We start from the raw sequence: 24,200 nt of genomic DNA on the forward strand, positions 1-24,200 counted from the left end.
TGGATCAGGTCTGCCTGATGCGAGGGTCGAGATAGGCATAGGAGATGTCCACCAGCAGATTGATGAAGACGAATGCGGCCGCGACGAACAGAAGCGATCCCTGAATCAGCGGATAATCTCGTGTGAGAATGGCCTGGACGATCAGGCGGCCGAGCCCCGGGATCGAAAACACCTGCTCGACCACAACCGCCCCTGTCACGATCATTCCAAACAGCAGACCGATGACGGTGACGATCGGCACCAAGGCATTGCGCATGGCATGGCGCAGCATGACGCGAAGCTCGGAACCTCCCTTGGCCCGCGCCGTCCGCACGAAATCCTTATGCATCATTTCCAGCATCTCGGAGCGGGTTATGCGCGTTAGCAGGCCCATCTGCATCGTTCCAAGAACCAGTGCGGGCATGGTCATCGAGCGTATCCAGCCCGTTACGCTCTCGCCTGGCGAGACATAGCCACCGCTCGGGAACCAACCGAGGTGAACGGAAAAATAGAGGATGCCCATGATACCGATCCAAAAATTCGGCACAGAGACCCCAAGCAGCGCGGTACCCATGATGCCGAGGTCCAGAAAGCTTCCCCTGTACCGTGCTGCGACAGCACCCATGACAATGCTGATCGGCACTGCAATCAGCATCGAATAGACAGCGAGCGAAAGCGTGATCGGTATCCGTTCATGGATGAGACTGGCCACGTCCGCACGCAGCGTGTAGCTGCGGCCGAGGTCGCCTTGAAGCAGCGCGACGTACCAGTCGAACAGCCTGACTAGCGGTGGCTGATCGAGACCTAGTTCGTGACGAAGCTGCTCGATCTCCTCAACTGACGCATCAGCGCCGGCCATGGAATGCGCCGGATCACCCGGCACGATCTGCATCAGCAGAAACGCGAGCAGGCTGACCAGCAACAGAACCGGGATTGCCGCGAGGAGCCGGCGAGCGACATAGCCGGTCATGCGCCGCACTTTCCATCACCGCCACAGGGCGCACCACCGGCGCGCTGTGGTCCGCGACCATCCATTGCGCAGGGCATCCCGCTGTCCTTGGGTGAGTGCGGATCTTGGACGATTTGCATCACCTGATCAGATCCCGATTGCCATGGCTGGCTTCAAGACATTCACCCCGGCGTGCAGGACATTGTCCTCATCCACGAGAATGCCGTTCGGACGCCCAAAGTAGCTGGACGAAAAGCTCTCTTCCAACGCGACGATCTCGTGGCCCATCTGCCGCAGTTTTTCGATGTGCTCTTCCCCTACCCGTCGGTCGATTTCGGTTCGGCGGCTTTCCGAATGCAGACGCGGCGTGTTCAATGCTTCCTGCGGGCGCATGCCATGGTCGATGATGTTCACAATCGAATGGATAAGGGCGGAGATCACCCGACGACCACCCGGTGCCCCGATCGTCAGGAAAGGACGACCGTTCTTCAGAAGGATCGTCGGGGCGCCGGCAGTCATGATGCGGCGTCCCGGATGAAGCGAATTGACCCGCCCCGGAACCGGGTCGAACCACATGGTTCCATTGTTGAGGATGACACCCGTATCCTTGGCGATGACGCAGGAACCGCAATGCAGCCCCAGCGTCGAGACAAGGGAAACCATGTTCCGGTCCTTGTCGATCACGGTCAGATGCGTCGTGTTTCCCTCATTCGTGACGCTTCCCGGCAACCTTGCCTCGCTGGCGTCAGGTTCGAACGCCCACGCATTACCGGCAGTCGCGCCCGGATCAGCCCGCCCAAGGTCGATCGTTCCACGCCGTTCACTCGCGAACGCCTTGGACAGCATCCCGTCCAGGGGCACATCGGCATGGTCCTTGTCCGCGAGATGCGCGAACCGATCCTGAAAAGCCCGCCGCTGCGCTTCTGCGATCACATGCAGTTCTTCGATGCTACCGGCAGCCATTGAGGACATGTCAAAGCCCTCAAGAATGTTGAGCGCCTCCAGCACGGTGGGAAATCCGGTATTCTCCATGCCGCCAATGACGTCGAAGTCGCGATATCGACCTCTGATAGGCTCATCAAAGAAGCGCGTCCGGTAGTTTGCCAAGTCCTCGTACGTGACGAGACCGCCGTTGGCCTCCATATCACGGGCGATCAACTCTGCGACGCGGCCTCGATAGAACGCATCGGCGCCACCTTGAGCGATGTCCCTGAGGCTGCGCGCAAGGTCTGGCTGCTTCAACCTGTCGGCCGGAGAGCTGAGCATCGGCGCGCGATACGGGTATTTTCCGTCACGGAAAAGCACGCGTCGGCTCTCCGGGAACTGGAACAACCGGTCCTGGTTCACCGCCAGACCGAGAGCGATGTACCAATCGAGAAGATAACCGTCTTCGGCATAGTGAATTGCGGGTGCGAGGACCTCATCCCGCTTCATCGCGCCAAACCGCTCGAGCGCCTCCATCAGGCACGCAGGCATTCCGGGTACGGCGATCGACTTGTAGCCGGTCTGGTTGGCATCCTCCTCGACCTCCGGCCAGCTGTAGATCCCCGCAGTCTTCCCGCCTGGCGCGACCTTGAACTGATCGGGCCTTGTCTTGCCGGGCAAGCTGCCGGCACCATCGATGACGTAAGTCCTGCCGGATGCCGCCTCGTGGTAAACCAGCACCGCGATACCGCCGAGACCGCTGTTGAAGGGTTCGACGACGCCGACGGCGAAACCCGCTGCAACGGCCGCATCGATGGCATTGCCGCCGCGGCGAAGCATCTCGATACCCGCCTCGGATGCCTGCGGATACATCGTCGCCACGATCCCCTCGGCAGACACGACCTCGGTCTTGCCGATCAGCCACTCGCTCTTCTGCGTCATCGTCCCCCCGACTTCATGCCCACCGCCGTACCGGCGTCACCCGTACTGCAAAGACTTCCTTCTCGCCTCTTGACAAGGTAGGCCCATCGCGATGCATATGTCCAGACAAAAGTTATAACGAACAAATGAGGACGCTGTGAGCACTGGGGGCGGGACGAGAACGCGACGACTGGCAGCGAGGTATGGCCGTTACCTGGAGGAATTCTCGGTCGGCGATGTCTACGAGCACTTTCCCGGACGCACGATCACCGAGGCTGACAACATACAGATGTCGCTTCTGACGATGAACCAGCACCCATTGCATTGCGACGCAGCCTATGCGGCAACCACCGAATTCGGACGCCCGCTGGTCAACAGCGGCCTGTCGCTGGCGGTGGTCTTGGGAATAACGGTTGCTGACGTCAGCGGCAAAGCGGTCGCCAATCTCGGCTGGAAGGAAATCAACCTCACTGGCCCCGTTTTTTGCGGCGATACGCTCCGGGCCGAGTCCCAAGTTCTTGACGTTCGCCCGTCACGCAGCCGACCGGGACATGGGATCGTCACTGTCCAGACGCGTGCCGTCAATCAGCATGGAACGCCTGTAATGGACTTCATCCGTAGCTGTCTCGTTCCCAGCCAGAGCGCATCCATCGGCCACGGTGGATCCGAAACATGAAAGCGACGACACCCGTGGAAGAAAGGCGGACATCAGGACCGCTGGCCGGACTGCGCATCCTTGCAATCGAGCAGTACGGAGCGGGCCCCTTCGGCACCCAGCATCTTGCCGACCTGGGCGCCGAAGTCGTCAAGATTGAGAACTTCCGGGAAGGCGGCGATGTCTCGCGCCTGGTCGGCCCTCATTTTCTGTCGCCCGGCGACAGCTATTTTTACCAGGCATTCAACCGCAACAAGCGCTCCATCGGCCTCGACCTGAAACACCCGGATGGGCTGGCTGTCCTTCGAAAACTCGTCGCCGGGTGCGATGCCGTCTTCAACAATCTGCGTGGTGATCTGCCGGCTCGGTTGGGCCTCGATTACGCGTCTTTGTCAAACATCCGCAAGGATATCGTGTGCGTGCATCTTTCCGCCTACGGGCGCGAGGGCAGCCGCGCGGCATGGCCGGGCTATGACTATCTCATGCAAGCCGAGGCAGGTTACCTCAGTCTGACCGGCGAGCCCGAGTCATATCCCGCGCGCATGGGGCTTTCGATTATCGATCTGATGACCGGAACGACAGCCGCGATGGCGCTTCTGGCGGGTGTCGTGGAGGCAAGAAGCACGGGCCACGGACGCGATCATGACGTCAGTCTCTTCGATGTCGCAATCCACAACCTCGGATATCTTGCGACATGGTATCTGGAGACCGGCCACCAGACCAAGCGGCTGCCGCGTTCTGCGCATCCTTCCCTGACCCCCAGCCAGCTTTACAAGACGAAGGATGGCTGGATCTTCCTCATGTGCAACAAGGAAAAATTCTGGCAAGCGCTCACGCAAGCGCTTTGTCGGCCCGACCTGGCGGTGGATCCGCGGTTTGCCGGCTTCTCCGCGCGTCTGAAACACCGCGACACACTGACAGACATTCTGGATGGGGATCTCCAACAGCGAAGCACCGCCGAATGGGTCAAGCTCTTTGCCGGCAGGGTGCCGTGCGCACCGGTGAACGATATCGTGCAGGCGCTCGACAGTGATTTCGTCAGAGAGCGCAACACGATCGACGCTTTCACGCATCCCGAAGCAGGCATCGTGCGGAGCCCCGCAAGTCCAGTGCGGGTGCGTGAACAAGAGCGGCCACTGCGCGCAGCTCCGGCGTTGGGTGAATATACCGACGAAGCTCTGACATCCGCAGGCTTCAGCATCGATGAAATCGCACACCTCAGGTCAGCAGGTGCAATTCAGTGAGTTTCAAAGCGCCATGGTGCGGTTAGCGTCGGGGATGCTATAGGGATGGCAGGCTGGAGAAGAGGACGCATGACCAACCTGAACGGGCAGCAGCCCCGCTATAGGCAGCTTGCGCAGGCTTTGCTGAATGACATCCAGGATGGCAAATACAAGATAGGCAGCCTGCTCCCGACAGAACATGAACTCTGCACGCAGTTTGGCGCAAGCCGCTTCACCGTGCGCCAGGCTCTGAAGCAGATGATCCAGCTTGGCTTGGTCACACGCCAGCCCGGCGTCGGCACCCGGCTGATATCCGTCGAAGCATCGTCAATCTACCGTCAGGGCTTGGAGAGCGTTTCAGACATTCATCAGTATGCTGCCGATACCGAACTGCACGTTCTGGACACGGCGCAGCTGACAATTGAACCGGGCGAGCTCTGTGACATGCTGAAAGCAGCGCCTGGACAGGAATGGCTGCACATCAACAGCATTCGCCGCACCACGAACAATGCCGAGAAGCCGATCTGCTTTACCGAAATATTCCTGCCGCCCCCTTTCCGAACACTACGCGGCCTGAAGGGGAAGACCAAGGACGCCGTCTATCGGCTCATCGAGGCGCAATTCGGCGAGAAAACGGTTGAGGTGCGTCAGCAGATTAGCGCCGGCACCCTTCCCCCGACGCTGGAAAAACAGTTGTCGGCCAAACCCCAAAGTCCCTGTCTGTGGATTACCCGGACCTATCTGAACGGCCGTGGCAACGTGGTTGAGGTCTCGCGCAGCGCCCATCCGGGTGATCGCTTCCACTATGAGCAGGTCTTCCGCCAACAGCACTGAAGACAGTCATGCTTGGCAGGAGCCGCGTTCGCCTGACATTTTCCAGCCAGTTCCACGCATCAAAGCCGCAGATCGAAACGGCAACTATACATAAGCCGCCGGCACCGGAGGCTGTTGTCTGGCCGGCGCCAACCCCGGGGATCGGCACCACCATCTGCACAGGCAACGGCCGGAAAGCCGATCATGCATTAAGACTGGAAATGGACCACCTCATAGGGGCAGGCCACATCAACCTCCCCTTGCCATGACAGCACTACCCCGCGGGCCTCGCCACTTCGGTGGTTCCGGCGCACCACTCCAAGTTGGCGCCAGCGCACTTCCTGCCTCACTCGGACAAGGCTCGTCAACAAAGGCCGGTTGGTAAGCTGCTGCGACGCTGGCAATGCATCAAGATCTGTCGAAACGGGCGGAACCTAGGTTCCGCCCAGTGTCAGCTCGGACCAAAGCCGACATTTGCAATTGGGCAGCCTTGCGGTCGATGGTTTTACCTGAGCTGTCCACCTGTCGCTCAAAGGGCTTCCAGGATTCGCCAACAACCTGCTCGTAAGCACCGACAGCGCCCTCGGACGCCATTCGGAGCGCATGCGCCTGAATGCCCATGTCAGCCGCAAATTCGCGCTTGCGCCGACGCCCTTGGCAACATGATCTGCGACGCGCTCGAAGACCGCACCGTCATCGAGGTGATGCTGAATCCGGATGGCAGTCTCATTGTCGAGCGAACAGGGCAGGAGATCGCGCATCAGACAACGCTACGCGTCGCTTCTTACAAAAATCACTATATAAGATTTGGACAATCAAAATAGGCAATTTTGTTTGACATATATCGTATTATGATTTTTTATGGATCTGCTACGTCGATATGACGCGTTTTTTGGGAGGAATTTATGAAACTGCTTAAAGCCGCCGCTCTTTCTGTCTCGGTCGCCGCACTCAGCGCGGGCGCCGTGTCCGCCGCAGAGATCAAGTTCAGCTACCCGGTTGCCCAGGACAGCACGATGGGGCAGACCGTCACGAAGTTTGCAGAGCTTGTGGAGGAGAAGACCGGCGGGGCCGTCACGGTGCGCCAGTTCCCGCAGGCGCAGATCGGTAATGAGATCCAGTCGATCTCTTCCGCGCAGGGCGGCATCGTCGAAATGGCGGTGACCACGACTGCAGGTCTGGCCGCCATGGTGCCGGAATTCAATGTCTTCCAGCTTCCCTTCATGTTCGGCAGCTATGAGCAGCTGGACAAGGTTTCCCGTAGCCCGGTGTCGCAGAAGATTCTGGACAAGATGGAGCCGAACAACCTTGTTGGTCTGTGCTTCTGGGATTACGGCTTCCGCAACATCACCAACAACAAGCGTCCCGTGACCAAGCTCGAGGATGTGCAGGGGCTGCGCATTCGCACGATCCAGAACAAGGTCTATATCGACGCGCTTTCGGCCATGGGCATGAACCCGACGCCGCTGCCTTTCCCGGAAACGTTTACGGCTCTGGAGACCGGCGCGATCGATGGCAATGAGATCGCCAACGATGTCACGCGCTCGACGTCGTTCTACGAGGTTCAGGACTACCTGACCGAGACCAGGCACTTCACCACCATCTCGGTGGTTTATGCCAGCAAGAAATTCTGGGACAGTCTGGATGCATCCGCACAGGACGCAGTCCGTGCCGCCTGTGCTGAGAGCTCCGACTACAATCGTGAGATCATCAACGCGACGAGCGGCGAAACCCTCGAATTCCTGAAAGAGAAGGGCATGCAGATCGACACGATCTCGGCCGAGAACCTTCAGGCCTTCCGCGATGTCGTGAAGCCGGTGGTCGAGGAAGTGAGCTCGCAGCTCGATCAGGAGATCGTGGCGGAGTTCATGACCGAGATCGAATCTTCGAAGAGCGCCAACTGAGCTTGGCTGTCCTGCCGCGTGGTTTCGGCCGCGCGGCAGGATGGGCGGCCGGGCGCTGTGTTTCTCGTGCGTGGGAGAAGTCATTGCTTTTGAAAAACAAGATTACGCTGGTCACCGGTGCTGGGAACCCCGAGGGCATAGGTTTCACCGTTGCGCAGACCTTTGTTGCAGAGGGTGCGTCGGTTGTGGTCGTGGACCGTGACGAACGAGCCGTCGAACAGGCCGTAGAGGCACTTGGCGAACGGGCTGTCGGTGTTGCGGCAGACCTCCGCGATGAGGCTGCCTGCCGGCATGTGTTCGATGTGGCGCGCGAGCGCTTTGGTCGCCTCGATGCTCTGGTGAACAATGCCGGGATCACCCAACCGCGCAAATTCACCGAAATCACGGCTGCCGATTACGACGCCATTATGGACATCAATCTGCGTGGCACGTTGATGATGACCCAGGGCGCGCTCGCGATGATGGAAAGCGGCGCATCGATCATCTGCATTGCATCCATTGCAGGGCAGCGCGGCGGCGGCCTGATGGGCGGCGCCCATTACGCGGCATCCAAGGGAGCCGTGCTGTCGCTCGTCAAGTCGGTCGCACGCGAAATCTCTCCGAACGGGATTCGCATCAATGCGGTGAACCCGGGCGTCATCATGTCGAGCATGACGCGCGATTTCTATGATGACGTGCAGACGGCGCGGGTCCTGCCGCAAATCCCGATCGGCCGGTTCGGAGCGCCGCAGGATGTGGCGAATACCTGCCTTTTCCTCGCGTCAGACCTGTCATCCTACATGACCGGCTCCGCCGTCGATGTGAACGGTGGCATGCACATGAACTGAGGCGGCGGTTGCCGTCTCGCTGAATTCAACATCCATCCAACAGGAGATTGTGATGAGTGGACCTGCCGTCCCCGTCGTTACCCGTGCCAATGAGCTTAGCGACAAAACCGGCCAGTCCGGCGATTGCGTCCGCCGCTCGGGGGTCAGCCCGCAGCACACGCCTGCGACCAAGATCTGGTTTGGCCAGGTTTCCAACGAACCGGGCTTTCGCTCGCCGCCGCACCACCACGGCGACGCAGAGACCGGTGGCTACGTTCTCTCCGGCCACGGACGCATCTACTTCGGCGAAGGCTACCGTGAATATGTGGACATGCTGCCCGGCGACTTCGTGTTCGTGCCGCCCAACATGCCGCATGTAGAAGTCAATATGAGCACTACCGATGAACTGATCTGGCTGACCTGCCGGACGCCGGACAACATCGTGGTGAACCTGCCGGACGTTCCAGACAGCGACCTGGAAGGCTATCGTCGTCCGGAGTAAGCGGCCAACGCAGCGCCCCCAACAAGAGGCGCGCGCGTGACATTCATGATCCTGGAGGGGGGCCCATGACCAAGCTTATCGAAGCCTATTTCAGACTTCTGAAAATACTGATTGTGGTTTGCCTTGCGGGCATGGTTCTGCTGGTTTTCGGCAATGTGGTGCTGCGCTACGCCTTCAATTCGGGCATTACGGAGTCCGAGGAGTTTTCGCGCTGGCTCTTCGTCTGGATGGTTTTTCTGGGGGCGATCGTCGTCTTACGGGAAAATGGCCATCTGGGGCTGGAGTTTGTGGTCAACAGCCTGCCCCGCCCACTCCGCAGGATCTGTCTCGGCCTCGCCCATGTTCTGATGATCGTTGCCACCTGGCTGATCATCTCCGGCAGCTACACGCAGTTCCTTCTCAACATGCACACCTATGCGCCGGCGACCGGATTGCCGATCTCGTTCCTCGTGGGCGTTGGGCTGATCTTCGGGGTGTCCACCGGCGTCATTCTGGTTTGGCGGCTTTACCTGATTGTTGTCGGAAAGCTCGACCGCGTCTTGACCTTCGATGAAGAGCTGCAGGCTCTCCAGCAGAGTGGGGTGAAGTGAAATGACGCTCGGTGTCTTTCTTGTCAGCCTGCTTGGCAGCATGGCGATCGGCATGCCCATCGCCTATGCACTGATCATGACCGGTATCGCGCTGATGTGGTACCTGGGGTTCTTCGATGCCCAGGTGATCGCGCAGAACCTTTTGAACGGAGCGGACAGCTTTCCGCTCATGGCGGTTCCGTTCTTCATGCTCGCCGGTGAGGTTATGAATGCGGGCGGCCTGTCGCGCAGGATCGTCAATCTCTCGGTCGCGGCCGTTGGCCATGTGCGCGGCGGGCTGGGCTATGTGGCCATTCTCGCCGCATTGATCCTGGCAAGTCTCTCGGGCTCGGCAGCGGCCGATGCCGCGGCCCTTGCGGCAATCCTTGTGCCGATGATGGTGAAGGCTGGACACGATCAGGGGCGCTCGGCCGGGCTTATCGCATCGGCTGGCATTTCCGCCCTCGTCATCCCGCCGTCGATTGGCTTCATCCTGATCGGCGTGGTGGGCAATATCTCGATCACGCGCATTTTCATTGCCGGCATCGTGCCCGGTGTCATCATGGCGCTCGCGCTGACAGTCACCTGGTTTCTGGTGTCGCGGCGTGAAGAGACAGTGACGCGTGAACGCGTGCCATTCTCGGTTGTCATGAAAGAAGCCTGGGCGGGCATATGGGCGCTCATGCTGCCGGTCATCATTCTCGTCGGTCTGCGTTTCGGTGTCTTTACGCCGACCGAGGCCGGTGTGATCGCCGCCGTCTATGCGCTCTTCGTCTCGATGGTCATCTATCGGGAGCTAACCGTGGCGCAGCTCTTCGACGTGTTCCTTGGCGCAGCCAAGACCACCTCAATGGTCATGTTCCTCGTGGCTGCCGCTCTGGTTTCCAGCTGGATGATCACGATTGCCGGTCTGACCGCGCAGATTGCCGCGCTGGTTGCACCCTTTGCCGATAATCCCATCCTTCTGATGGCGGCGGTGGTGGCTCTGGTCGTGGTGATTGGCTGCGCGATGGACATGGTGCCGATCATCCTGATCCTCGTCCCCGTCCTGATGCCAACCATCAAGGCGGCGGGGATCGACCCGGTATACTTCGCAGTGATCTTCATGATCGCGGCGGCGGTTGGCCTGCTGACCCCGCCTGTCGGCAGTGTCCTCAACGTCGTTGCTGGCGTGGCGCGGATACCGCTCTCGCGGGTCATTCAGGGGGTGGGGCCGTTCATCCTGGCGCAGATCGCCGTGCTTGTTCTTCTTATCCTGTTCCCCGATATCGTTATCGTACCGGCGAACTTCATTTCTGGAAATTAGGGACACGTCATGGCTGCGTTGGAAGACGAAACCGAAGGCAAGATGAACAGTCTCGACAAGATGCTATCCGTTCTCAACGGATTCAACGAAGACAATCTGATGATTGATGTCGCCCGGGCGGCCGAATTGTCAGGCTCGTCTCGAGCGAGCGCCTATCGGTATCTGCAGGCGCTGACGCGCTCCGGCCTGCTGACGCCGGCGAGCGGCGGCAGCTACGTGATCGGCTCGCGCGTCATCGAACTGGAAATGCTGAAGCGGGAGAACGATCCGCTCCTGCGCGCGGCGCGCTATCTCATCCGCTACTATGCTGATTGCATGGGCATGAACATCATGCTGTGCAGCTATTATGGCGACAAGGTGCTCTGCGCGGACAATGCATGGCCAGACCACAGCATCCCGGAGATCTACAAGCCCGGCCGCTCCATGCCGATTTTCAAGGGCGCGATGGCCAAGGTCATTCTGGCCAATCTCTCGCCTTCGCAACTCAAGAGCATCCATTCATGGAATGCCGAGCGCATCCGAGAGAGCGGACTCGGCGCAACGCTGGAAGACTTCCTCGCCCGTATGGCGGATATCCGAAGTGCAGGCGTGACGATCACGCAGGGCGAGGTGGTCGAGGGTCTCGTCGGAATAGCCGCGCCGATACTCGATGGTGAAGAGCGCGTTCTGGGCAGCGTGGTCTTCGTCCTTTCGATCGAACACTTCAACAGTCTCGAAAGTGATGCGCTGGCGCAGGAGATCCGCCACATCGCGTCCGAAATCGAGCACGGCATTCTTCGCGCCAGCAAGTTTGCCGCAACCGCACCAATCGCGGCAGCGCGTCCGCGCCGCGTTCCCGTCTATCGGGGCTGAGTTGGCCGATCAGCGAGATCGCCAGCGAAATGCCAGACCCATTCAAGGAGGAGACACACAGATGAAGTTGCTGCGCTATGGGCCAAAAGGGCAGGAAAGGCCTGGTCTGGTCGATGCGGATGGTCAGATCCGCGACCTGTCGCAACACATTCCCGACATTGCCGGCGATGTGCTTTCTTCTGCTGGCCTGGCAGCGATTGCTGCACTGGATACCGCTTCCCTTCCGCCCGTCGAAGGCTCGCCGCGGATTGGTGCCTGCGTCGGTCAGGTCGGCAAGTTTCTATGCATTGGGCTGAACTTCGCCGACCACGCGCGGGAGACCGGGAAGGAGCCTCCGAGCGAACCCGTTGTCTTTGCAAAGGCTGTCTCGGCCATTTGCGGCCCCAATGACGATGTCGAGATTCCGCGTGGATCGGACCGCACCGACTGGGAAGTCGAGATGGGCGTGGTGATCGGCTCGCGGGCAAAATATGTTTCCGAAGCCGAGGCGATGGACCATGTCGCCGGCTTCTGCCTTATCAACGACCTTTCCGAACGCCGTTTCCAGTCGGAACGTGGTGGGCAGTGGACGAAGGGCAAGAGTCACGACACGTTCGGTCCGATTGGTCCGTGGCTTGTAACGCGGGACGAAATTCCCGACGTGCAGGATCTCGACATGTGGCTGGACGTCGATGGCGAACGGCGACAGACCGGCAACACCAGCACGATGATTTTCGGTGTGGCCGAACTTGTCAGCTACCTCTCCCAGTTCATGACGCTTGAGCCGGGCGATGTCATTTCGTCGGGCACGCCGCCCGGTGTCGGCCTCGGCATGAAGCCGCCGACCTTCCTGAAAGAGGGACAGGTTATCCGGCTCGGCATTTCTGGTCTCGGTGAACAGCGCCAGATGATGGTGCAGGCGTGAGCACGGCCTCCGAATGGCGGGCTCAGATGACGGAACTCTCCGGCAAGGCGGCAATCGTCACCGGCGGCGCGCGCGGTCAGGGGGAGGCGGAAGCGCGCCTTCTGGCCGAGTGCGGTGCGCAGGTCATGATCTGCGATGTGCTCGTGGATGAAGGAATGGCGCTGGCGGAAGAGCTCGGCGAACGGGCGTGTTTTCGTCAGCTGGACGTGACCGATTCGAAAGCGTGGCAAGGCACGGTCGCGGCGATGCGTGAGTGGGCCGGCAGGCTCGATATCCTCGTCAACAATGCGGGCATCATCAATCGCACGCTGATCGCGACGACGGAACCTGAAGCCTGGCGTCGGCTTCTCGATGTCAATCTGACGGGCGCTTTTCTTGGCATCCGGGCCGCAGCCCCGCAGATGGCGGCGGGCGGCGGAGGCAGCATCATAAACATCTCCTCCAACTCCGCGTTCTCCGGCCATTCGGATCCGGCCTATACGGCCAGCAAATGGGGGTTGCGCGGTTTGACGCGGTCGGCGGCGAACGAGTTTTCGGCGGATCACATCCGCGTAAACGCAGTTTGCCCCGGATTGATCGTGACTGGGCTCAATCGCGGCTCACCGCATCTGCAGCCAATGATCGACCTGACCCCCGCGGGAAGATCTGGTGATGTCGAGGAGGTTGCACAACTGGTTCTTTATCTCGCCTCAGATGCTTCGAGATTTGTAACCGGTGAAGACTTCTTAATCGATGGCGGCTTTGTCGCGGGTGCCGCTTATCGGCGCGTCGGCATGGAAACAGGAATCTTGAGGGGAAAGTGATCGATTCTCGTGCTCAAATGCACACGCTGCAACAATTGCTGATTCTCAGTCCATTCAACCGCTTTGTCCAGATAGTCAGCTACCGCTGCTAATTGTAGAAAACTGACGATGACAGATTCCCCGAGGGCATCTTCGCTGACATAGCACATAGCGACCGAGACCGGACTGTCGACCAAGATGGCCCGACTTCGGGGACGTGCGCCACGCGGCGAGCGCTGCCGGGCCAGCGTACCGCATGCCATTGGAAGACCACCACCTTAACAGGCGCGCTGCGGCTGACGGGCATGACCGCCCCCCCGTTCGTCTACGACGGCGCCATGAACGGCAACGTCTTCCTGGCATATGTCGAGCAGGTGCTGGTCCCGACCCTGTCGGAGGGCGGCATCGTCGTGATGGGCAACCTGCCCGCCCACAAGGCCGCCGGCGTTCGCGGCGCGATCGAGGCGGCAGGCGCGAGCTTGCTCTACCTGCCGCCCTACAGTCCCGACTTCGATCCGATTGAGAACGCCTTCTCAAAGCTCAAGGCGCTGCTGCGCGCCAAAGCCGAAAGAACCATCGCAGCGCTGTGGGACACCGTCGGATCGGTCCTCGAACTCTTCACTCCCGCAGAATGCGCAAACTACTTCAAGGCCGCCGGATATGACCTAGATTAAACAGGTCCTGACCCTAGGGTCAGGACCTGTTTAATCCTGCTGGATTGGTATGAGTCAATTTGCCTGGAGAGGAGGCGCCAAGTTGTTGGCGGGTGCTGTAGTGATAGCGCCTGACGGTTGCATCCGGCCGCGTTTGCCGCTCGTCAATCAGCGGCCGGGACAGGGCAGCTCATGTCGCCTTCCTCGCAGTCGAGATAGACCTTCAAATCCTCGATCCGGCTCTTCGTCATCGCGTCGAGGCAGGAGGAGGAGACGAATGGATACACCGAGCCGCCTTCGACACCCGAGCTGGAGAACTTGCATTCGGCGTCACGGAAACCAATCCAGGCCTTCTGTGTGGAAACGAGGAGCTTTGCCGTATCGGCGTCGTCCTTGAGCCGGGCTTGAATCTTTCGATAGACCTTGTTCAACTCCGCATCCGAAGCCTTGTAGGCCTTTCCCGCGCAGATGTTCATGTCGGTCTGGTTGGTCAGGTCGCCGCAGTTCTGTTCGGCCTGTGCAACGGTGAATGAAGCCAGGAACACGGCGACGGTCGCAATTGGCAGTTTCATAATCGCTCTCCAATAAAACAAGCAAGTACAGAGTCCCACCACAACCAATATTACCGTCAGGCCTCATTATCCACTCTGTAACCGGATGTTTCCGCACCGAGGGAAAAGAACGTTAGCGAATGATAAACTCGATCGCCCCACTAGGACATGGAACGGAACGCCGGTTCCACAAAGCGATCGATTGGTCTAACGGTCGATGCGCGTCGACAGGATGATCGAGCTCATGGTCCGGTCGACACCCTTCAAGGCGCCGATCGTATCGATCACCGCGTCCAGCTCGGCCACCGAAGGCGCCTCGACGACGATGATCATGTCGAACGAGCCCGATACGGAGTGCAACGCGCGCACGGCCGGCAATTTCTCCATCGCTCCGATCACCTCCGCCGACAGTTTCGGCGACACCGTGACAAGCAGATGCGCGCGGATCTGTGCCGCGTCGTATTCGCCCGACAGCCGCACGGCGTAGCCGGCGATGGTGCCGCTGCGCTCCAGGCGTTCGAGCCGGCTTTGCGCCGTCGAACGCGAGATGCCCAGCCGGCGGGCGATTTCCGACACCGACATGCGCGCATTCTCGCGCAGCAGGGCGATCACAGCGCGCTCGGAGTCTGGTATCGTCATATTGCTGAAACTCTCCATCATTTTGCGTGAAAGTAGCAGTCATATTACGCACAACGCATCTTCATTTCAACGTTGCCCTCGGCGACCATGGTCCGACACATGGAATCGAAAGGGCATGGGATGAAACAGATCGTAGTGACGGGCGCCGGGCGGATCGGCGCGACAATTGCCGGTATGCTGGCCGCCTCGGGCGATTATTCGGTTACCGTCGCCGACCGCTCCGCCGAGCAACTCGCCACCCTGCCCGCTCATCCGGGGATCGTCGGCGTGGAGGTCGATCTGTCCGACACCGGCGCGCTGGCGACGGTCCTTGAAGGCAAGTTCGCCGTGCTCAACGCCGCGCCTTACCATCTGACCGTGCCGATCGCCGAAGCGGCGGCCAAAGCCGGCACCCACTATCTCGACCTGACCGAGGACGTGAAGAGCACGCGCCGGGTGAAGGAGATCGCCGCGGCAGCGGGCACGGCCTTCATTCCGCAATGCGGCCTGGCGCCGGGTTTCATCACCATCGCCGCCAACTCGCTGGCCCGGCGCTTCGATGCGTTGCACGATGTGAAGATGCGCGTCGGCGCGCTGCCACAGTTTCCCGCCAATGCATTGAACTACAATCTGACCTGGTCGCCCGAAGGCGTGATCAACGAGTATTGCGAGCCCTGCGAGGCGATCGTCGATGGCCAGTTGAAAGAGGTGGCGCCGATGGAGGGGCTTGAGGAGTTCTCCCTCGACGGCGTGCGCTACGAGGCGTTCAACACCTCCGGCGGCCTGGGCTCCATCTGCCAGTCACTCGCCGGACGCGTGCGCAATCTGAACTACCGCACCATCCGCTACCCCGGCCATGCGGCGATCATGAAGATCCTGCTCAACGATCTACGCCTGTCGGAGCGCCGCGATCTCCTGAAGGAACTGTTCGAGCACGCGCTGCCGGCGACGATGCAAGACGTCGTGGTGATCTTTGTCACCATAACAGGCTTGAAGAATGGCCGCCTGCTGCAGGAGAGCTACGCCAACACGGTGCATGCCGATCCGGCCGGCCCCGGCGCCCACAGCGCCATCCAGAAGACGACCGCCGCCGGCATCTGCACGGTGCTCGACCTGCTCGCCGCCGGCCTGCTGCCGGCAAAGGGATTGGTGCAGCAGGAAGACATCGCGCTGGATGATTTCCTCGCCAACCGTTTCGGCCGCACCTATCTGCCAGAGGATCGTACCGCCCGCGCAGCCTGAGAAAACAGGATGGTTGAACGCCTCTTGCCCTGAAGCGGTGGAAGCTGCGCGGAATGCCGCCCCGCCGGGAGAAAAGCACTGGCCGTACCGTTTGCGCCGCATGTGACATTGCGCGCCAGTGCGGGCGTTCATAAGGTCGCGCGATGACCGCTGACCGCCCGCTTCTCGGCATTCTCCTGATGATCGGCTTTTGCGCGGTCGCTCCGATGGGCGATTCGATCGCCAAGCTGCTGGGCGAGACCGTCCCGTTGATCCAGCTTCTCGCCGTGCGGTTCGCCGCGCAGGTCGTCTTCCTGTTCCCGATCATCTGGTGGAGCGGCACGCGCCTCGCCATGAGTCCGCGCGCGATGCGCCTGACAGTCCTGCGCACGATCCTGCAGATCATCGGTATCGGCGCCATGTTCCTGTCGCTACGCTACCTGCCGCTGGCCGATGCAGTGGCGATCGCCTTCGTCATGCCGTTCATCATGCTGGCGCTTGGAAAATTCTTCCTCGGCGAAGCCGTCGGCCCGCGGCGGCTGACCGCCTGCACGGTGGGTTTCGCCGGCACGCTTCTCGTCGTACAGCCGAGCTTTGCGACGGTCGGCGCGCCGGCTTTCCTGCCGCTGCTGGTGGCGGTTACCTTCGCCGCCTACATGCTCGTCACGCGGCAAATCGCCCGCGAAGCGGACCCACTGGCGTTGCAGGCCGTCAGCGGCCTGTTCGCGACCGTCGGGCTGGCCGTGCTGCTGCTCGCCAATGTGGGGCTCGACCTGCCAGCCTTGAAGCTCGTCAGGCCCGACCTGCGCGAAGCGCTCCTGCTCATCGGCGCGGGCTTCCTCGGCACCTTCGCCCATCTCCTGATGACCTGGTCGCTGCGCTTCGCGCCGTCGACGACGGTGGCGCCGATCCAGTATCTGGAAATCCCCTTCGCCACGGCGATCGGCTGGCTGGTGTTTCGCGACCTGCCCAACGGGCTGGCGGCGATCGGCATCGCCATCACCATGGCGGCAGGCCTCTACATCGTCTTCCGCGAGCGCGCGCAATCGAAGCCGCTTCCCGCGCAGGTCTGACGCTCTTCCAGCCATGCCACGCGAACCGACGCGGGACCTCGCGCAGCCGGCGCCGTCAATGCGCCAGAAGCAGCGGCACGGGCACGGTTGCCAGCATGGAACGCGTGACGCCGCCCAGCACCGCCTCGCGGAAACGCGAATGAACGAAAGCGCCCATCACCAGAAGCTCGACCCTTTCGGCGGCGACAAAGGCGGTCAAACGGCCGGCCACGTCGCCATCCGGCGCGGCGAGAGTTTCAAGGACAACGGCGGAAATGCCGTGCCTGGCGAGATAGGCCGCAAGATCCGCTCCGCGGGCCATGCGCGACAGGTCCTTCTCGCCGGTCACCGAGACAACGAACACCGCCCCCGCTCCTTGAAGGAAGGAAATCGCCCCATCCACGGCACGCGCCGCGCGCGCGCTCCCATCCCACGCGACCGCCACGCGCCGCGGTTGCGGATTGCTGCCGGCTGGCGGTATCAGCAGAACGGGCCGACCGCTGTCGAACAGCACATGCTCGACGGCATCGCTGTGCGCGGCGCCAACCGCCTCCGGCGCATCGAGAATGCAGACGTCGTTGACCCGTGCACGGCGGGCGAGGCTTGCCGCCCGCGGCTCCAGCCGGGACAGGGCCGGTTCGCTGACGCAATCGACGCCAGCCGCCGCCGCCTTTCGCGCCGCGGCGCGCGCCGTCTCGCCAGTCATCCTTTCCAGCGCCTCCAGTTCGCCTTTCAGAGCGAAAGCGACGGAGCCCCCCGTCCTCGAAATGGGCAGGTAGACGGCCGGTGGCATGGTGCACACGGTCAGGCAGGACTCGTGCCTTTTCGCCAGCGCCACCGCGTAGTCCAGCGCCGGCGTTGTCTCGAAGGACGGCTGCGCCTCGAGACCGACGAGAATGCATTTCGGTTGATCGGCCATCAGTTGCTCCGTGATCGCCACCGCCGATCCTGCAAGGTACGGATCGTCATCGGTGTTGCGAGGACAGATTAGCAGGCTTCGGCGATCCGGACTTGATGCGGATCAAGAATGGGCGGACCCTGCGTGCCCGGGATTGATCCTCGTCAAGGCGAAGGCCTCTTCCAGTGGCCAGGATCGAACGAAAAGGAAGGGACGCGCAATGACAACCGTATCGGAACTTTCTCCCAGATTCCGCCATGTCCGGCTGGAACTTGCCCGCGAGAAGGGCCACCCGCTGGGCGATCACGAGGAAGGCTACGACCTCCTCGTGCCGCTCGATGCCGAGGGGCGTCTCGATGCAGTGGAATGGAAGAAGCATCAGATGCAATGCCGCGTCCGCCTCTTCCGGCCCAATGCCGAGGACCGGATCGGCCGCCTGCGCCGCAAGCCGGGCGGACAATGGTATTTCGACTACGAGGAAGGAGAGCGCGACGACGAGATCGGCTTCCGTCTCGGCGAGGAACGCTTCGTGCAGGGCGAGTATGTGTCGATCGCCCGTGACGGCAAGATGCACACTTTCCAGATCAAGCTGGTCGAGCGGCTGTAGCCGCGGCGCGCCGGCGGAGCGGCGATTCACACTGCCCCTTGGCGCGACGCCGGCTTTTGTTCTAGGCTTGCGGCGGTTCCGCTCAAGGATTGAAATCTCCATGATCGCCTGGTCGATCTTCCTGCCGGCCTGTTTTGCACTCAACTGCGCACCCGGGCCCAACAACATGCTGACCTTCGCCAATGCGGCGCGACTGGGTTTCGTGCCGGCGCTTCTTGGTGGACTGGGACGGCTGCCGGCATTCGCCCTGTTGATCCTCGTCACCATTGTCGGGCTCGGCGCCGTGCTGGCGGCCTCGGCAACCGCCTTCGCGGTCGTCAAGCTCGTCGGCGCGGTGTATCTCATCTATGTCGGCATACAGTTCTGGCGCAAGGCGCGGGCGTTGGCCGCCGCGCGGTCACTCGACAAGGCACTTGGCACCCTGATGCGGCGCGACTTCATGATGGCGATCAGCAATCCGAAGGCGATTGCCGTTTTCACCGCCTTCTTCCCGCAGTTCATCAATACGTCGGCGCCTGCCTGGAAGCAGCTTGCCGCCATGGGCGGTGCGTTCCTGCTGCTGGAGGTGGCAGCGGTTGTGCTTTATGTCGTTGCCGGCGTCGTCCTGGGAAGGATGCTGAAGTCGGAACGCGTGTTCGTCCATCTCAATCGGCTGGTCGGCAGCGTGCTGATCGTCTCCGGCGGCACCATGGCTTTCGCCCGGTCTTGACAAATGCTGCGGATTGCCGCGGTTCGAACCCTTTCCTTCGCACCTGCAACATGCTTTATTCCGCCCGCCAGTTCCGGCGCCTCCTCCCGGCGTAGGAGCCCAGCCAACCCAACCCGAAAGCCACCTGCCCTCTCCTGGGGCGGGCGCAGCTTTGTTGTCGAAGGATTGATCCATGACGGTTAGAAAAGTTCCAGACGTCACGTTCCGCACCCGCGTGCGCGATGAGGCCATCGAAGGCCCGAACCCCTATCGCTGGGAAGACAAGACCACCGCCGATTATTTCGCCGGCAAGCGTGTTGTCCTGTTCTCGCTGCCGGGTGCCTTCACGCCCACCTGCTCGACTTTCCAGCTGCCCGATTTCGAAAAGCTCTATGCCGAGTTCCAGGCGCAGGGCATCGACGAGATCTACTGCGTCTCCGTCAACGACGCCTTCGTCATGAATGCCTGGGGCAAGACGCAAGGGTTGAAGAACGTCAAGCTCATCCCCGACGGGTCGGGTGAATTCACCCGCAAGATGGGCATGCTGGTCGCCAAGGACAATCTCGGCTTCGGCATGCGCTCCTGGCGCTACGCGGCCGTCATCGACAACGGCATCGTCGAGAAGTGGTTCGAGGAAGAGGGCTTCTCGGACAATTGCGACAGCGATCCCTATGGCGTTTCCTCGCCACAGAACATTCTGGAAAACCTGAAGGCCGGCGACGCGGTCGCCGCCTGAGCCTGAGATGATCGTTCTCCCTCGCCCTGGGATGACCGGGTGAGGGAGACGTCTTCTTCACTCCGCCGCCGCGTCGATGATGGCAGGCCACCTGCCGTGCAGATCGCTGCCTCGGCCCTCGATCTCGAAACCATGCGCGCCGAAAAAATCGCGCTGGCCCTGGATCAGGTTCGCCGTGCCCTGCGCCTGGCGGCTGCCGTCGAAGTAAGACAGCGCCGAGGACAGGCAGATGAGCGGCAGCTCGCCCATCGCGCCGGCGGCCACGACGCGGCGCAGCGCCGGGTGGCAATCCTTCATGACCTGGACGAAATCCGGCACCATCAGAAGATTGGTCGAGGCGTCGCTCGCGAAAGCCGTCGCCATCTGGTCGAGGAAGCGCGAGCGGATGATGCAGCCGGCGCGCCATATCCTGGCAATGGTGGCGAGATGCAGGCCCCAGCCGTTTTGCTCCGCGGCACGGGCGATGACGGAGAAGCCTTGCGTGTAGGAGACGATCTTGCCCGCCAGAAGGGCCTTCTCGAGATCGTCTATGGTTACAGCAATACTGCCCCTGCCCGGCTTGCCGTAGATCCTTTCCGCCGCGATGCGCTCGTCCTTGCGTGCCGAGATGGCGCGCGCCGCGACCGCGCCCTCAATGGCCGTTGCCGGCACGCCGAGCTCCTGGGCGGCGATCGCCGACCACACGCCGGTGCCCTTCTGGCCGGCCTTGTCGAGGATCAGTTCCACCAGTGGCCGGCCGGTCTCGCCGTCGGTTGCTTCCAGAACCAACCCGGTGATCTCGATCAGATAGGAGTTCAGCGGACCCGCGTTCCAGCGCTTGAAGACGGCGGCTGAGGCGGCTGCATCCATGCCCAGCCCGTCGCGCATGACGCCGTAGATTTCGGCGATCATCTGCATGTCGCCATATTCGATGCCGTTGTGGATCGTCTTGACGAAATGGCCGGCGCCGCCTTCGCCCAGCCAGGCGCAGCAGCTCTCACCCTCGAAGTCGGCGGCGATCGCCTTCAGCACCGGCTCGGCGTTGTGCCACTCCTCCTTGGAACCGCCGACCATGATCGACGGACCGTGCCGCGCACCCTCCGCGCCGCCCGAAACGCCGACGCCCAGATAGCCGATGCCCTCCGGCCGCAATGCGTCGAAGCGGCGCTGTGTGTCGCTGGACAGCGAATTGCCGCATTCGATGATGGCGTCACCCTTGTCGAGCAGCGGCAGAAGCTGGGCGATCATGTCGTCCACCGGCTTGCCGGCCTTGACCATGATGATGATCGAGCGGGGTGTCCTGAGCGACCGGACGAAGGCGGTGAGGTCGGCCTCGGGCAGGGTTCGCCCGTCGAGCCCCTGCTGGCGGGCCGCCACCATGAAATCCTCGATCTTGGCAACCGAACGATTGTTGACGGCAACCGTATAGCCCTTCTCGGCGATGTTGAGCGCCAAGTTCGCTCCCATGACGCCCAGGCCGATAAGGCCGATATCCGCTTTCGACATTGCACACTCTCTTAATCAGACGATTCCCGGAGCGTCACTATGGACCATGGCGAGGGCCGATGCATCCCCGCCGATCAAGCCCAACCAGGCGATTGCTGAGTGCGGACAGAGCCATTGGAGCGCCGGCCATTGCAGGCCGGCGCTCCCGTTCGTCAGAGCTGGTTTAGCTGGACAGTCCGGCAACCAAACCTGCAGCGACACCTCCAGCGATTGCGCCGAGCGCCACGCCGCCTGCCGCACCGCCCGCCGTTCCCACGGCTGCACCGATGGTTGCGCCAAGTCCGGCGCCTGCTATCGTCCCGACGGGAGTAAAAGCCGTGCCGACCACCCCACCGATCACCGCGCCGGCAGCCGTGCCGATTCCAGCGCCGATCGGGCTGCCGACAGCGACCCCCAATCCACCGCCGGCGATCGCCGACCCGAGCATTGAAGCACCACCGCCACCAAAGCTAATCGGTGCATGCATATCATCATCACGAGCATCAAAAACGATCATCATTCAAATCTCCTGGATACAATCTGGGGTTTTCTTTGAATCTCCCCGCCGATAATTGCCGGACCCAACGATCCGGCGGCTCAAATGGCATGAACGACAGCGCCGTTCATGCCTATACGTCCTCCTTGCACAACTCTCGCATGAAGGCCGCTCCTTACCGCGCCCCATCCGAGCACGGAAACAGTATAAGTAAATAACATCAGATTCAGTTAGATAAAAATATTATATGTTATATACTTCTTTATTTACATCATAAATTATATCACAAATACTTATGGTTGATTTGTTATATATCAACTTCAAGACTTCATACTGAAAGATTATTTCTTTATCGGCGTATGTCAACTATGATTTCTTTTTGCAATACACCAGCCGGGAAAAGGTACTTTTCATTGATCCCGAAGGCGCGCGCCAATGTGGTCAACTGGGCTCGAACTACTGGCATTTTCCGCGCCGGCAGTGCCGCGATGAGGCTTGGCGCGGCCTGATGCGCAGCGATCGGTTCGGATTTGGTCTGTGCGATTGATGCTGCTTGCCGATTTCGGCGTCGCGACAAGGATTTTGGCGGATTTCACCGTCATGCGGGCCGCAGTTCGCCCCTGGTGCCCAACGAAGCGGGTGAGATTATAGGCGAGGTTGGCCGTACCAATCTTCGTCCTGGCCCGCGCGATACCGATGGTGCGCACGAACAGGCCCATACGGAACTTCTGCTGCCCGAGCGGCGAATCACAACGACAGTGAATCAGAAATGCGCCGAGATGGGGGGCTTCGAAGTGTCCTGCTGCTGGTTTCGTGGACACAGAGATAGGGCATTTGGACTGCCCCTAGCCCGGTAGACAGGCCCCGCCTATCCTTTGAGCATAGGAGGCAGCTTGTGAGTACACAGAGATTTACCCCAGAATTTAAAGAAGAAGCCGTTCGGCAGGTGGTTGAACGTGGCTATGGTGTTCCGGATGTCGGAGCGCGTTTGGGTGTGTCGGCGCATAGTCTGTACAAATGGGCATCATCTGTCTGGATCGCACCGCTAACGCGATCGCCTGCCTCGTCGCCGTCTTGCTCCGGTGTTTCACAGCGCTGCTTGCCCTGATACACCCTCGTACCAGCGGCGCCTTTGGGTGGCATACGAGGTTGGAATGAACGCGAGCGACGACATCGACATGCGCCACGAAGTGGAGGTGGAGCTGATCGCCCTGGTGGCGGCAATGGCCGAGAGCCAACCCGTGGCGTTGACCGTCAGGCAAGGAACCGCCCTGCCCTCCGGCCCGTTCGAGCTTGGGCATCGTTCCCTCCAGGAGGGGCTTCGCGGCTGGGTGAGGCAGCAGACGGGGCATCCGCTCGGTTACATCGAGCAGCTCTATACGTTCGCCGACCGCGACCGCATCGCCAACGGACAGACGCGTCGCACCATCTCCATCAGCTATCTGGGTCTTACCCACGACGACGGCGCCGAGCGCAAACAGGACTGGCGAGGCTGGTACAGCTATTTTCCCTGGGAAGATCACCGGTCCGAGCCGCCCCCGGTCATCGGGCACACCATCCTGCCGCAGTTGCAAGCCTGGGCCGAAAACGGTGGCGCGGTGGCACGCGAGACGCGGTGGCACCGCACAGCGCTCGCCTTCGGGTTCGACGGTCGCCCCTGGAACGAGGAACTGGTGCTGCAGCGCTACGAACTGCTTTACGAGGCCGGCCTCGTGGCGGAAGCACTTCGTGGGCACGGCGGCGGCCATGAGGCACCGCTGCCGGGATGGGAGATGCTGGCCGATCACCGTCGTATCCTGGCGACGGGCATTGCGAGGCTGCGCACCAAGATCAAATACCGTCCCGTCGTCTTCGAGCTGATGCCGCCGGAATTCACGCTCCTGCAACTGCAGCGCACGGTCGAGGCGCTCGCCGGGAGGCTGGTCCACAAGCAGAATTTCAGGCGGCTGATTGAACAGCAGGAACTGGTCGAGGAGACGGGTCAGACCACCGCCGAGACCGGCGGACGGCCCGCCAAGCTGTTCCGCTTCCGTCCTGCGGTGCTGGTGGAGCGAACTGCCGCAGGCACGAAACTGCCAATAGCGCGGGCTTGACATCTCTTATGCTCATAGTAAGCATATATATGTT

The 24,200-nt window shown here is 61.2% G+C and carries 25 protein-coding genes and 3 pseudogenes; 19 read left to right on the forward strand and 9 right to left on the reverse strand.

What is annotated here, in order from left to right; all coding sequences use genetic code 11:
- Nucleotides 1–4: 4 nt before the first annotated feature.
- Both AB843_RS04935 and ggt read right to left on the reverse strand, forming a co-directional pair.
- The gene (locus AB843_RS04935; RefSeq protein WP_048645675.1) at nt 5–949 is read right to left on the reverse strand and encodes an ABC transporter permease; all 945 of its coding nucleotides are present in this window, start codon (nt 947–949) and stop codon (nt 5–7) included.
- A 126-nt stretch (nt 950–1,075) separates the two neighbouring features.
- Nucleotides 1,076–2,794 carry a gamma-glutamyltransferase gene (gene ggt / locus AB843_RS04940; protein WP_048645676.1) on the reverse strand — a complete coding sequence of 573 codons (1,719 nt, stop codon included), beginning with the start codon at nt 2,792–2,794 and terminating at the stop codon, nt 1,076–1,078.
- Between the two features lie 136 nt (nt 2,795–2,930).
- On the opposite strand from ggt, the gene AB843_RS04945 reads away from it, so the two are divergent.
- The 3 genes from AB843_RS04945 to AB843_RS04955 all read left to right on the forward strand — a co-directional run bounded on the left by AB843_RS04945 (nt 2,931) and on the right by AB843_RS04955 (nt 5,485).
- Complete coding sequence (locus tag AB843_RS04945; RefSeq protein WP_048645677.1) at nt 2,931–3,449, forward strand: MaoC family dehydratase; 519 nt, start codon at nt 2,931–2,933, stop codon at nt 3,447–3,449.
- Nucleotides 3,446–4,672 (forward strand): CaiB/BaiF CoA transferase family protein, encoded by a 1,227-nt coding sequence (locus tag AB843_RS04950; protein WP_048645678.1) that lies wholly within the window; start codon nt 3,446–3,448, stop codon nt 4,670–4,672. Before AB843_RS04945 ends, AB843_RS04950 begins: the two co-directional genes overlap by 4 nt.
- Before the next feature lie 69 nt (nt 4,673–4,741).
- The gene (locus tag AB843_RS04955; protein ID WP_048645679.1) at nt 4,742–5,485 is read left to right on the forward strand and encodes a GntR family transcriptional regulator; all 744 of its coding nucleotides are present in this window, start codon (nt 4,742–4,744) and stop codon (nt 5,483–5,485) included.
- Between the two features lie 387 nt (nt 5,486–5,872).
- Here the strand turns inward: AB843_RS04955 and AB843_RS26065 are convergent.
- Nucleotides 5,873–6,112, reverse strand: a pseudogene (locus tag AB843_RS26065) (hypothetical protein); the annotation flags it as partial.
- Between the two features lie 257 nt (nt 6,113–6,369).
- Here AB843_RS26065 and AB843_RS04965 point away from each other — a divergent pair.
- From AB843_RS04965 to AB843_RS05005, 9 genes and pseudogenes are all read left to right on the forward strand, one after another.
- Nucleotides 6,370–7,368 carry a DctP family TRAP transporter solute-binding subunit gene (locus AB843_RS04965; RefSeq protein ID WP_048645680.1) on the forward strand — a complete coding sequence of 333 codons (999 nt, stop codon included), beginning with the start codon at nt 6,370–6,372 and terminating at the stop codon, nt 7,366–7,368.
- An 83-nt stretch (nt 7,369–7,451) separates the two neighbouring features.
- Entirely contained in the window at nt 7,452–8,195 is a 744-nt protein-coding gene (locus AB843_RS04970; protein ID WP_048645681.1) for an SDR family NAD(P)-dependent oxidoreductase, read from the forward strand.
- 52 nt (nt 8,196–8,247) lie between these two features.
- Nucleotides 8,248–8,676 carry a cupin domain-containing protein gene (locus AB843_RS04975; protein ID WP_048645682.1) on the forward strand — a complete coding sequence of 143 codons (429 nt, stop codon included), beginning with the start codon at nt 8,248–8,250 and terminating at the stop codon, nt 8,674–8,676.
- Between the two features lie 65 nt (nt 8,677–8,741).
- The gene (locus AB843_RS04980; RefSeq protein WP_048645683.1) at nt 8,742–9,266 is read left to right on the forward strand and encodes a TRAP transporter small permease; all 525 of its coding nucleotides are present in this window, start codon (nt 8,742–8,744) and stop codon (nt 9,264–9,266) included.
- A 1-nt stretch (nt 9,267) separates the two neighbouring features.
- Nucleotides 9,268–10,551 carry a TRAP transporter large permease gene (locus AB843_RS04985; RefSeq protein WP_048645684.1) on the forward strand — a complete coding sequence of 428 codons (1,284 nt, stop codon included), beginning with the start codon at nt 9,268–9,270 and terminating at the stop codon, nt 10,549–10,551.
- A gap of 9 nt (nt 10,552–10,560) precedes the next feature.
- Entirely contained in the window at nt 10,561–11,403 is an 843-nt protein-coding gene (locus AB843_RS04990; RefSeq protein WP_048645685.1) for an IclR family transcriptional regulator, read from the forward strand.
- A gap of 61 nt (nt 11,404–11,464) precedes the next feature.
- Complete coding sequence (locus AB843_RS04995) at nt 11,465–12,307, forward strand: fumarylacetoacetate hydrolase family protein (RefSeq protein ID WP_048645686.1); 843 nt, start codon at nt 11,465–11,467, stop codon at nt 12,305–12,307.
- A 26-nt stretch (nt 12,308–12,333) separates the two neighbouring features.
- The gene (locus AB843_RS05000; RefSeq protein ID WP_048645687.1) at nt 12,334–13,110 is read left to right on the forward strand and encodes an SDR family NAD(P)-dependent oxidoreductase; all 777 of its coding nucleotides are present in this window, start codon (nt 12,334–12,336) and stop codon (nt 13,108–13,110) included.
- Nucleotides 13,111–13,266: 156 nt separating this feature from the next.
- A pseudogene (locus tag AB843_RS05005) lies at nt 13,267–13,763 on the forward strand (IS630 family transposase); the annotation flags it as partial.
- A gap of 143 nt (nt 13,764–13,906) precedes the next feature.
- Here the strand turns inward: AB843_RS05005 and AB843_RS05010 are convergent.
- Together AB843_RS05010 and AB843_RS05015 are read right to left on the reverse strand one after the other, a co-directional pair.
- Nucleotides 13,907–14,314 carry a lysozyme inhibitor LprI family protein gene (locus AB843_RS05010; protein WP_048645689.1) on the reverse strand — a complete coding sequence of 136 codons (408 nt, stop codon included), beginning with the start codon at nt 14,312–14,314 and terminating at the stop codon, nt 13,907–13,909.
- A gap of 186 nt (nt 14,315–14,500) precedes the next feature.
- The gene (locus AB843_RS05015) at nt 14,501–14,932 is read right to left on the reverse strand and encodes an Lrp/AsnC family transcriptional regulator (RefSeq protein WP_048645832.1); all 432 of its coding nucleotides are present in this window, start codon (nt 14,930–14,932) and stop codon (nt 14,501–14,503) included.
- Between the two features lie 120 nt (nt 14,933–15,052).
- On the opposite strand from AB843_RS05015, the gene AB843_RS05020 reads away from it, so the two are divergent.
- The gene (locus AB843_RS05020) at nt 15,053–16,153 is read left to right on the forward strand and encodes a saccharopine dehydrogenase family protein (RefSeq protein ID WP_048645833.1); all 1,101 of its coding nucleotides are present in this window, start codon (nt 15,053–15,055) and stop codon (nt 16,151–16,153) included.
- Nucleotides 16,154–16,296: 143 nt separating this feature from the next.
- Nucleotides 16,297–17,205, forward strand: a complete 909-nt coding sequence (locus tag AB843_RS05025) for a DMT family transporter (RefSeq protein ID WP_048645690.1) — start codon at nt 16,297–16,299, stop codon at nt 17,203–17,205.
- 55 nt (nt 17,206–17,260) lie between these two features.
- Here the strand turns inward: AB843_RS05025 and AB843_RS05030 are convergent, their stop codons facing one another.
- Nucleotides 17,261–18,103 carry a universal stress protein gene (locus AB843_RS05030; protein WP_048645834.1) on the reverse strand — a complete coding sequence of 281 codons (843 nt, stop codon included), beginning with the start codon at nt 18,101–18,103 and terminating at the stop codon, nt 17,261–17,263.
- A gap of 199 nt (nt 18,104–18,302) precedes the next feature.
- Here AB843_RS05030 and AB843_RS05035 point away from each other — a divergent pair, with 199 nt between their 5' ends.
- The 3 genes from AB843_RS05035 to AB843_RS05045 all read left to right on the forward strand — a co-directional run bounded on the left by AB843_RS05035 (nt 18,303) and on the right by AB843_RS05045 (nt 20,113).
- The gene (locus AB843_RS05035; protein ID WP_048645691.1) at nt 18,303–18,689 is read left to right on the forward strand and encodes a hypothetical protein; all 387 of its coding nucleotides are present in this window, start codon (nt 18,303–18,305) and stop codon (nt 18,687–18,689) included.
- A 100-nt stretch (nt 18,690–18,789) separates the two neighbouring features.
- Nucleotides 18,790–19,398, forward strand: a complete 609-nt coding sequence (locus tag AB843_RS05040) for a LysE family translocator (RefSeq protein WP_048645692.1) — start codon at nt 18,790–18,792, stop codon at nt 19,396–19,398.
- A 172-nt stretch (nt 19,399–19,570) separates the two neighbouring features.
- The gene (locus AB843_RS05045) at nt 19,571–20,113 is read left to right on the forward strand and encodes a peroxiredoxin (protein WP_048645693.1); all 543 of its coding nucleotides are present in this window, start codon (nt 19,571–19,573) and stop codon (nt 20,111–20,113) included.
- A gap of 57 nt (nt 20,114–20,170) precedes the next feature.
- Here the strand turns inward: AB843_RS05045 and gndA are convergent, their stop codons facing one another.
- From gndA to AB843_RS26375, 3 genes and pseudogenes are all read right to left on the reverse strand, one after another.
- Entirely contained in the window at nt 20,171–21,598 is a 1,428-nt protein-coding gene (gndA, locus tag AB843_RS05050; protein ID WP_048645694.1) for an NADP-dependent phosphogluconate dehydrogenase, read from the reverse strand.
- A gap of 163 nt (nt 21,599–21,761) precedes the next feature.
- Nucleotides 21,762–22,097, reverse strand: coding sequence for a hypothetical protein (locus AB843_RS05055; RefSeq protein WP_244467895.1), 336 nt, complete (start codon nt 22,095–22,097; stop codon nt 21,762–21,764).
- 584 nt (nt 22,098–22,681) lie between these two features.
- Nucleotides 22,682–22,804, reverse strand: a pseudogene (locus AB843_RS26375) (IS5/IS1182 family transposase); the annotation flags it as partial.
- Nucleotides 22,805–22,968: 164 nt separating this feature from the next.
- On the opposite strand from AB843_RS26375, the gene AB843_RS26315 reads away from it, so the two are divergent.
- Together AB843_RS26315 and AB843_RS05060 are read left to right on the forward strand one after the other, a co-directional pair.
- Entirely contained in the window at nt 22,969–23,181 is a 213-nt protein-coding gene (locus AB843_RS26315; protein ID WP_342021884.1) for a transposase, read from the forward strand.
- A 46-nt stretch (nt 23,182–23,227) separates the two neighbouring features.
- Nucleotides 23,228–24,166, forward strand: coding sequence for an NUDIX hydrolase (locus AB843_RS05060; RefSeq protein ID WP_048645695.1), 939 nt, complete (start codon nt 23,228–23,230; stop codon nt 24,164–24,166).
- Nucleotides 24,167–24,200 lie beyond the last annotated feature (34 nt).

The sequence above is a fragment of the Nitratireductor soli genome (assembly GCF_001050155.1).
Classification (GTDB): Bacteria; Pseudomonadota; Alphaproteobacteria; order Rhizobiales; family Rhizobiaceae; genus Nitratireductor; species Nitratireductor soli.